Raw genomic sequence first — 9,674 nt, forward strand, 5'->3', positions numbered from 1 at the left:
ATGCGGCTGAAACTTTCCACCTCCAGCCCTGGCTGGGCGGCCCCATGTAGGAGCGAGCTTGCCTCGCGATCTCTTAAAAATTCATAAGATCGCGAGGCAAGCTCGCTCCTACAGTATTAGCCTCAAGGGCACCCGCGCCCTTTTGAGGCTTGCGGGGTCTCGTATTTTTCCAGCGCTTCAGGCCCTGAGCGTTTATTGACCAGCGGCACGCTCTGCGCCTGCCAGTCGGCCTGGTAGCAACCACTCTCTTCGGGAGTGGCGGCCTCTGCCGGCGGCGGGGCCGAACCGGCGCAACCGGCCAAAAAGCCCGCAACTATCAACAGCGGTAACAACTTGACCATGTCCATGCTTCCTTTCAGGGCCTGAGTCATAGTCAGGCTTTGGCGCGGCTTTCCAGAATTTCAACAGCAGGCAGTACCTTGCCTTCAACGAACTCCAGGAAGGCACCGCCGCCTGTCGAGATGTACGAAATTTGATCAGCAATGCCGTATTTGTCGATGGCCGCCAGGGTGTCGCCACCGCCAGCAATCGAGAAGGCCTGGCTGTCGGCAATGGCCTGGGCCAGCACTTTGGTGCCGTTGCCGAACTGGTCAAATTCAAAAACGCCTACCGGACCGTTCCACAGAATGGTCTTGGACGATTTCAGCAGGTCAGCGAAGTGCGCTGCAGTTTGCGGACCAATGTCCAGGATCATGTCGTCAGCGGCCACGTCGCCGATCAGTTTGACGGTCGCTTCAGCGGTTTCTGCGAATTGCTTGGCAACCACGACGTCGGTTGGCAGCGGCACGTTGACCTTGGCCGCGATGGCGCGAGCAGTGTCCAGCAGGTCGGGTTCGTACAGCGATTTGCCCACCGGGTGACCGGCAGCCGCCAGGAAGGTGTTGGCAATGCCGCCGCCAACGATCAGCAGGTCGCAGATCTGGCTCAGGCTGTTAAGCACTTCGAGTTTGGTCGACACTTTGGAGCCGGCAACAATGGCCGCCATTGGCTTGGCCGGAGCGCCCAGGGCTTTGCCCAGTGCGTCCAGCTCAGCGGCCAGCAATGGGCCCGCAGCGGCAACCTTGGCGAACTTGGCAACGCCGTGGGTCGAGCCTTCAGCGCGGTGCGCAGTACCGAAAGCGTCCATCACGAACACGTCGCACAGGGCGGCGTATTGCTTGGCCAGCTCGTCAGCGTTTTTCTTTTCGCCCTTGTTGAAGCGCACGTTTTCGAACAACACGATGTCGCCCGCTTTAACGTCGACGCCGTTCAGGTAGTCGCTGACCAGCGGCACTTCGCGGCCCAGGGCTTTGCTCAGGTAGTCCGCGACTGGCTTGAGGCTGTTCTCGGCCGAGAACTCGCCTTCAGTCGGACGCCCCAGGTGCGAGCAGACCATAACCGCTGCGCCTTTTTCCAGGGCCAGCTTGATGGTCGGCAGCGAAGCAAGGATGCGCGCATCGCTGGCGACAACACCGTCCTTCACCGGGACGTTGAGGTCTTCGCGGATCAGTACGCGCTTACCTTGGAGATCGAGGTCGGTCATCTTCAACACGGTCATGGGTCGCAGTTCCTGAGTTTCTAATGTTAGAGAGCGGGTTTAGGGTGAGTGATGTGCAAATAGTGCTCGGCCACATCGATCATTCGATTGGCAAAACCCCATTCGTTGTCGAACCAGGCCAGCAGGTTCACCAGCCGTGGGCCGGAAACGCGGGTCTGGCTGGCATCGACGATGGCCGAATGCGGGTCGTGGTTAAAATCGCAACTGGCGTGCGGCAACTCGGTGTACGCCAACAGGCCTTTGAGCGGGCCGCTGGTCGCCGCCTCGCGCAGTACACGGTTCACTTCGGTGGCGTCGGTGTCACGCGCCGTGACCAAGGTAATGTCCAGACATGACACATTCAGGGTCGGCACACGTACGGCTTTGGCTTGAATCCGGCCGGCAAGTTCCGGCAATAAACGCTCAATGCCTTTGGCAAGGCCGGTGGACACCGGAATCACCGACTGAAACGCCGAGCGTGTACGACGCAGGTCTTCATGGTGGTAGGCATCAATCACCGGCTGGTCGTTCATGGCCGAGTGGATCGTAGTAATCGATACGTACTCAAGGCCGAACGCTTCGTCGAGCAGGCGCAACAGCGGCACGCCGCAGTTGGTGGTGCACGAGGCGTTGGACACCAGGCGCTCGTCGCCGGTCAGGGTGTGCTGGTTGACGCCATACACGATGGTCGCGTCAACATCGGCTTCGCTGGCCATTGGCTGCGAGAACAGCACACGGGGTGCCCCGGCATCGAGAAAACGCTGGCCATCGCCACGGGAGTGATAGACGCCGGAGCATTCCAGCACCAGATCAACACCCAGCGCGGCCCAGTCGATACCTTCGGGGGTGGCACTGCGGAACACTTTCACACAGTCGCCGTTGATATGCAGGCAGTCGCCTTCGATCCGTATGTCGCCGGGGAACCGGCCATGGGTGGAGTCGAAGCGCGTCAAATATTCGAGGCTGGCCATATCGGCCAAATCATTCAGTGCAACAATTTCAAACCCGGCAGCCGCCCCTCGCTCAAACAACGCACGCAAGACGCAACGACCAATCCGGCCGTAGCCGTTGAGTGCAACTTTGTAAGGACGCAGTTGAGGCATGGGGTTCTCTTATCAGGGTGTAAACACAACGATCCCCCGTAGGAGCTGCCGCAGGCTGCGATCTTTTGATTTTTTAAAAGATCGCAGCCTTCGTACCTCGGCAGCTCCTACGGGGGGATTGCTTAGTCTTCCAGCAGCTCTTCAGCCTGACCCAGGATGTTTTCCACGGTGAAGCCGAACTCTTCGAACAAGGCAGGCGCAGGCGCCGACTCGCCGTAGGTGGTCATGCCGATCACGCGGCCTTCCAGGCCCACGTACTTGTACCAGTAGTCTGCGTGGGACGCTTCGATGGCAATACGCGCGCTCACTTGCAGCGGCAGAACCGACTGCTTGTAGCCTGCATCTTGAGCTTCGTACACGCTGGTGCACGGGATCGACACCACACGGACCTTGCGGCCTTGTTCGGTCAGTTTCTCGTACGCCTGAACGGCCAGGCCGACTTCGGAACCGGCCGAGATCAGGATCAGCTCAGGCTCGCCTGCGCAGTCCTTGAGCACGTAACCACCGCGGTTGATGTTGGCGATCTGGCCAGCATCACGGGTTTGGTGGTTGAGGTTCTGACGCGAGAAGATCAACGCGGACGGGCCGTCGTTGCGCTCCAGGGCGAATTTCCAGGCCGCTGCGGATTCCACCGCATCGCATGGGCGCCAGGTGTCCAGGTTCGGCGTGGTACGCAGGCTGGTCAATTGCTCAACCGGCTGGTGCGTCGGGCCGTCTTCGCCCAGACCGATGGAGTCGTGGGTGAACACATAGATCACACGCTGCTTCATCAGAGCCGACATGCGGATGGCGTTGCGGGCGTATTCCATGAACATCAGGAAGGTCGCGCCGTAAGGCACCAGGCCGCCGTGCAGGGTAACGCCGTTCATGATGGCGCTCATGCCGAACTCACGTACGCCGTAGTACACGTAGTTGCCGCTGGCGTCTTCAGCGCTCACACCTTTGCAACCTTTCCAGAGGGTCAGGTTGGAACCGGCCAGGTCAGCCGAGCCGCCCAGCAGTTCAGGCAGCAGCGGGCCAAAGGCGTTCAGGGTGTTTTGGCTGGCTTTACGGCTGGCGATGGTTTCGCCTTTGGCCGCGACTTCAGCGATGTAGGCGCTGGCCTTGGCATCGAAGTCTGCAGGCAGCTTGCCGCTCAGGCGACGGGTCAGTTCGCTGGCCAGCTCCGGGAACTCGGCAGCGTAGGCGGCGAAGCGCTTGTCCCACTCGGACTCAACGGCAGCACCGGCTTGCTTGGCATCCCATTCGGCGTAGATATCGGCCGGGATTTCAAACGGGCCGTGGTTCCAGTTCAGCGCAGTGCGGGTCAGGGCGATTTCGTCGTTGCCCAGTGGAGCACCGTGGCAATCTTCTTTGCCTTGCTTGTTCGGCGAGCCAAAACCGATGGTGGTTTTGCAGCAGATCAGCGTTGGCTTGTCGCTTTTACGCGCGGTGTCGATGGCGGTTTTGATTTCTTCCGGATCGTGACCGTCAACGTTGCGGATCACTTGCCAGTTGTAGGCTTCGAAACGCTTTGGCGTGTCGTCGGTGAACCAGCCTTCAACTTCGCCATCAATCGAGATGCCGTTGTCGTCGTAGAACGCGATCAGCTTGTTCAGGCCCAAGGTGCCGGCCAACGAGCCAACTTCGTGGGAAATGCCTTCCATCATGCAGCCATCACCCAGGAACACGTAGGTGTGGTGGTCGACAACGTTGTGGCCAGGACGGTTGAACTGCGCGCCCATGACTTTTTCAGCCAGGGCAAAGCCCACGGCATTGGCCAGGCCCTGGCCCAACGGGCCAGTGGTGGTTTCAACGCCCGGCGTGTAACCGAACTCCGGGTGGCCCGGGGTGCGGCTGTGCAGTTGGCGGAAGTTTTTCAGGTCGTCGATCGACAGGTCATAGCCGGTCAGGTGCAACAACGAGTAGATCAGCATCGAACCGTGGCCGTTGGACAGCACGAAGCGGTCACGGTCAGCGAACGAAGGATTGCTCGGGTTGTGCTTCAGATAATCGCGCCACAGTACTTCGGCGATATCCGCCATACCCATAGGGGCACCTGGATGGCCGCTGTTGGCTTTTTGCACGGCATCCATGCTGAGTGCACGAATGGCGTTGGCACGCTCACGACGGCTGGGCATCGCTGTTCTCCTGGGTATTGAAAGTTAAATCGAAACGGAAAAAAGGTGAGCATTTTCCCTCACCCACCGCCTTCGGGGCAATGACAGATAGTCGCTTGAAGCGTTTTTCATGCGCTTAACCGTTCAACCTGTTGAAGATCGGACATTTCATTTCGTTATTGAGTGCAGGACATCCGACCAACGAACCGGTTATCGATCAATATCAAAAAGTTTTGATATTGAACTTGCGAGGTGTGAGGCGGGTAACTAGACTGCGCCCCCATGAACTTACGCGTGCCTTCTATCCGCCATGACGATTGCGACGAGCTCTCCGCCCTGTGCAAGGCCGGAGGTGACCCGCTGCGACTCAATGTGCTGCGCGCGTTGGCCAACGATTCATTTGGAGTGCTGGAACTGACGCACATATTTGCCACCGGCCAGTCAGGCATGAGCCACCACCTCAAGGTGTTGTCCCAGGCACAACTGGTGGCCACGCGTCGCGAAGGCAATGCCATTTTTTATCGTCGTGCCCTGCCCCACACCGAACTGCTGGGCGGCAAGTTGCATGCTGCATTGCTGGAAGAGGTCGACAACCTGACCCTGCCCGCCGACGTGCAAGCGCGCATCAGTGCCGTACATGGACAACGAGCAGCGGCCAGCCAGGACTTTTTCTCGCGTATCGCCGAGAAATTTCGAGCTCAACAGGACTTGATCGCTGGCGTGCCACAGTATCGGGACAGCGTGTTGACGCTGCTCGACAAACAGAGCTTCAGCCCAGCCGCCACGGCCCTTGAAGTCGGCCCCGGAGACGGCAGTTTCTTGCCCGACCTGGCCCAACGCTTCCAGCACGTCACGGCACTGGACAACAGCTCGGTAATGCTTGAGCTGGCCCGCCAGCTGTGTGAACGCGAGTCACTGAACAACGTCAGCCTGCTCCTGGCCGACGCGCTGCACGATGCGCACCTGCAGGCCGATTGCGTGGTGGTGAACATGGTCTTGCACCATTTCGCGGCACCGGCCGATGCACTCAGGCAACTGGCCACCTTGTTGAAACCTGGCGGTAGCCTGCTGGTAACAGAGTTGTGTAGCCATAATCAGGCGTGGGCCCGCGAGGCTTGCGGCGATCTGTGGCTAGGTTTTGAACAAGATGATCTGGCCCATTGGGCCACCGCTGCGGGACTCGTTCCCGGGGAAAGCCTCTATGTAGGCTTACGTAATGGTTTCCAGATTCAGGTCCGCCACTTTCAGCGGCCGGCTGGCGACACTCACCATCGGTAAATATTAGGAAACCGTCGAGATGAGCGAATACTCCCTTTTCACCTCCGAGTCCGTGTCTGAAGGGCATCCGGACAAAATCGCCGACCAGATTTCTGATGCGGTGCTGGACGCCATCATTGCTGAAGACAAGCACGCCCGTGTGGCCTGCGAAACTCTGGTGAAAACCGGCGTGGCAATCATTGCAGGCGAAGTCACCACTTCGGCCTGGGTTGACCTGGAACAGATCGTTCGTGACGTGATCACCGACATTGGCTACACCAGCTCCGACGTCGGTTTCGACGGCGCGACCTGTGGTGTCATGAACATCATCGGCAAGCAGTCCCCTGACATCAACCAGGGTGTTGACCGCGCCAAGCCTGAAGATCAGGGCGCCGGTGACCAGGGCCTGATGTTCGGCTATGCCAGCAACGAAACCGACGTGCTGATGCCAGCACCGATCACCTTCTCGCACCAACTGGTTCAGCGCCAGGCTGAAGCCCGTAAATCCGGCCTGCTGCCGTGGTTGCGCCCGGACGCCAAGTCCCAGGTCACCTGCCGTTACGAAAACGGCAAGGTTGTTGCCGTTGACGCCATCGTGCTGTCGACCCAGCACAACCCGGAAGTGTCGTACAGCGACCTGCGCGAAGGCGTGATGGAGCTGATCGTCAAGCACGTGCTGCCGGCTGAACTGCTGCACAAAGACACCCAGTTCCACATCAACCCGACTGGCCAGTTCATCATCGGTGGCCCGGTGGGCGACTGCGGCTTGACCGGCCGCAAGATCATCGTTGACACCTACGGCGGCATGGCCCGTCACGGCGGCGGCGCGTTCTCGGGTAAAGACCCGTCCAAGGTTGACCGTTCGGCGGCTTACGCCGGTCGTTACGTGGCCAAGAACATCGTGGCTGCCGGCCTGGCTGAGCGTTGCGAGATCCAGGTTTCCTACGCAATCGGCGTCGCTCAACCGACTTCGATTTCGTTGAACACCTTCGGCACTGGCAAGATTTCTGACGACAAGATCATCAAGCTGGTACGTGAAGTGTTCGACCTGCGTCCATACGCAATCACCACCATGCTCGACCTGCTGCACCCGATGTATCAGGAAACAGCCGCTTACGGTCACTTCGGCCGCACGCCGCAGACCAAAACTGTTGGCAACGATACCTTCACCACGTTCACGTGGGAGCGTACCGACCGCGCTGAAGAACTGCGCACCGCAGCTGGTTTGTAAGTAAGCCAGAAGCCCCGGACAGGTCACTGTCCGGGGCTTTTTTGTGCCTCACAACATCTGCCCCTGTGGGAGCGGGCTTGCTCGCGATGGCATCGACGCAGTTTGTCTGACACACCGCGCTGCCTGAATCGCGAGCAAGCCCGCTCCCACAGAAACACCCGGCAATCTTCTGCCCAAGCGCCACGGCCATCCTCCACTAGCCTTAAGCATTCACTCCGGGCAAGGACGCTCATGATGCTGGCCATACTCCGCGTTTTCAGTGGGCTTTTGCTCGCGCTTCTCAGTTTCAACACCCTCGCCAACCCCTGCGCCGACGAGCAAGCCCTGCGCCAGCAACTCAAGGTGTGGGACGACAGTTACCACCGCTTGGGGGTTTCTCTGGTCAGCGATGCGGTATACGACCAACTGCGCAGCCGCCTGCAACTCTGCGCAGCTGTGGATAACCCGTTGCAAACGGCAAGCGGCCCGGTGGCTCATCCCGTGGCACAAACCGGGCTGGCCAAGCTGCCAGATGAACGCGCCGTTGAGCGCTGGATCAAGGGCCGTCAGGACGTGTGGGTGCAACCTAAAGTGGATGGCGTGGCCGTCACCCTGATCTACCACCAAGGGCAACTACAACACGTCATCAGCCGCGGCGACGGGCTTACCGGGCAGAACTGGACGGCGGCTGCACAGGTGATCAGCGCCATCCCACAACACTTGCCACAGCCTGTGGACATGTTATTGCAAGGTGAACTCTATTGGCGGGTGCCCGGCCATGTTCAGGCCAGGGCGGGCAGCGTCAACGCGCGCAGCACCGCGGCCGGGTTGATGGCCCGCCATGCGCTGAGCCCTGAACAAGGCCAGGGCATTGGCCTGTTCGTGTGGGATTGGCCCCAAGGCCCGCACGCCCACAGCGAGCGGCTGGCCCGTTTGGCCGAACTGGGCTTTACCGACAGCCAAACCTACAGTCAGCCCATCGAGCATCTGGACCACGCCCGGCACTGGCGCGAGCATTGGTTTAACACTCCACTGCCGTTCGCCAGCGATGGCGTAGTGTTGCGCCAGGGCCAGCGCCCGGCCGCCGCGCGCTGGCAAGCCAAACCGCCGAACTGGGCCGCCGCGTGGAAATACCCGCACGCCCAGGCGCTGAGCGAAGTGCGCAAGGTCACGTTCAACATTGGCCGCACCGGGCGTATCACGCCCATGCTGGAGCTGACCCCGGTGCGCCTTGATGACCGCACGATCAAACGCATCAGCGTGGGCTCGCTGCAACGCTGGCAACACCTGGATATTCGCCCCGGCGACCACGTGGCCATCAGCCTGGCGGGCATGACCATTCCCCGGCTCGACAGCGTGGCCTTGCGCGCCAGTGAGCGGGTTGAAGTCGTGGCGCCCCAGCCCAATAACTTCCATGCCTTGAGCTGCTGGTCGGCAACACCGGGCTGTGAACGTCAGTTTTTGGCGCGGCTCAATTGGCTCAGCAGCAAGAAGGGTTTGGCTATGCCGTTTGTCGGGCCCGGCACCTGGAATTCGCTAATTCAAGCCGGTCAGGTCAATAACCTGCTCGATTGGTTGACCCTGGACGCCGCCCGGCTTGCTAACATTGGCGGCTTCGGCGAGCGCAGCAGCGAACGTTTGCTCGCCAGTGTGCACGCGGCGCGGCAACAACCGTTTGAACGGTGGGTCAAAGCGTTGGGTTTGCCGCCCACCGGGGATGCGCCGTTGGGGCAGTCATGGCAAGCGCTGGTCGCGCGCGATGAACAGGCCTGGCAGGCGTATACCGGGATTGGTGCCCAGCGTGCTGCGCAATTGACTGAATTTTTGCGTGCGCCGAACGTACAGGCTTTAAGTGAACAGTTACGGGCTGCCGGGATTGCCGGTTTCGACTAGAAACTGCCCACAGCGTTACGCGAGGCGTATGCTGCGTCCGGGTTTTGAATTGTGTTTATTGTCATTATTTTTGTCACGGAGCTTTTTATGAAACGTTTTTCACCGCTTGTTCTCTTGACTGTCTGCGGCCTGCTGGCCGCCCCTGTGATGGCTGCCGACCCTGCTCCAGAGCTCACCGGTTGCGCCGCTAAAAAACAAGCCATCACCCTGCAACTTGAACAAGCACGCGCCCACGGCAACAGCAACCAAGCGGCCGGCCTGGAAAAAGCCCTGAGCGAAGTGACGGCGAACTGCACCGACGCAGGCCTGCGCAAAGAGCGCGAAAACAAGGTGCTCGACGCCAAGCACGAAGTTAGCAAGCGCCAGGCCGACCTGGACAAAGCCATGAAAAAAGGCGACCCGGAAAAAATCGACAAGCGCAAAACCAAGCTCGCCGAGTCACGCAAAGAGCTGCAAGAAGCGCTGGATCAGCTGGACAAGTAAGTCGCTGATCTACCCTGCAGGAGCGAGCTTGCCTCGCGATCTTTTAAACAATCAAAAGATCGCGAGGCAAGCTCGCTCCTACAGGGGATTGTGCCCACTCAATGATTCCTGAA

Annotated in this window: 8 protein-coding genes; 4 read left to right on the top strand and 4 right to left on the bottom strand. The window is 59.9% G+C overall.

Features of this window, described 5'->3' with window-relative positions:
- Positions 1-122: 122 nt before the first annotated feature.
- The 4 genes from QMX84_RS24805 to tkt all read right to left on the bottom strand — a co-directional run bounded on the left by QMX84_RS24805 (position 123) and on the right by tkt (position 4,739).
- On the bottom strand, positions 123-341 hold the full coding sequence (locus QMX84_RS24805) for a hypothetical protein (protein WP_048370857.1): 219 nt from the start codon (positions 339-341) through the stop codon (positions 123-125).
- Positions 342-373: 32 nt separating this feature from the next.
- A complete protein-coding gene (locus QMX84_RS24810; RefSeq protein WP_262125230.1) occupies positions 374-1,537 on the bottom strand; it encodes a phosphoglycerate kinase in 1,164 nt (387 codons plus the stop codon).
- A gap of 26 nt (positions 1,538-1,563) precedes the next feature.
- Positions 1,564-2,619, bottom strand: coding sequence for an erythrose-4-phosphate dehydrogenase (gene epd, locus QMX84_RS24815; RefSeq protein WP_282365026.1), 1,056 nt, complete (start codon positions 2,617-2,619; stop codon positions 1,564-1,566).
- Between the two features lie 122 nt (positions 2,620-2,741).
- Positions 2,742-4,739 carry a transketolase gene (gene tkt, locus QMX84_RS24820; protein WP_262125229.1) on the bottom strand — a complete coding sequence of 666 codons (1,998 nt, stop codon included), beginning with the start codon at positions 4,737-4,739 and terminating at the stop codon, positions 2,742-2,744.
- Between the two features lie 261 nt (positions 4,740-5,000).
- Here tkt and QMX84_RS24825 point away from each other — a divergent pair, with 261 nt between their 5' ends.
- The 4 genes from QMX84_RS24825 to QMX84_RS24840 all read left to right on the top strand — a co-directional run bounded on the left by QMX84_RS24825 (position 5,001) and on the right by QMX84_RS24840 (position 9,561).
- The gene (locus tag QMX84_RS24825) at positions 5,001-5,996 is read left to right on the top strand and encodes a metalloregulator ArsR/SmtB family transcription factor (protein ID WP_048370865.1); all 996 of its coding nucleotides are present in this window, start codon (positions 5,001-5,003) and stop codon (positions 5,994-5,996) included.
- 19 nt (positions 5,997-6,015) lie between these two features.
- Entirely contained in the window at positions 6,016-7,206 is a 1,191-nt protein-coding gene (gene metK / locus QMX84_RS24830; protein WP_262125228.1) for a methionine adenosyltransferase, read from the top strand.
- Positions 7,207-7,440: 234 nt separating this feature from the next.
- Positions 7,441-9,078 carry an NAD-dependent DNA ligase LigB gene (gene ligB, locus QMX84_RS24835; RefSeq protein WP_282365027.1) on the top strand — a complete coding sequence of 546 codons (1,638 nt, stop codon included), beginning with the start codon at positions 7,441-7,443 and terminating at the stop codon, positions 9,076-9,078.
- Between the two features lie 87 nt (positions 9,079-9,165).
- A complete protein-coding gene (locus QMX84_RS24840) occupies positions 9,166-9,561 on the top strand; it encodes a DUF1090 domain-containing protein (RefSeq protein WP_048370869.1) in 396 nt (131 codons plus the stop codon).
- Positions 9,562-9,674: the final 113 nt, after the last annotated feature.

The sequence above is a fragment of the Pseudomonas sp. PS01297 genome, assembly GCF_029959305.1.
Taxonomy (GTDB): Bacteria; Pseudomonadota; Gammaproteobacteria; order Pseudomonadales; family Pseudomonadaceae; genus Aquipseudomonas; species Aquipseudomonas helleri.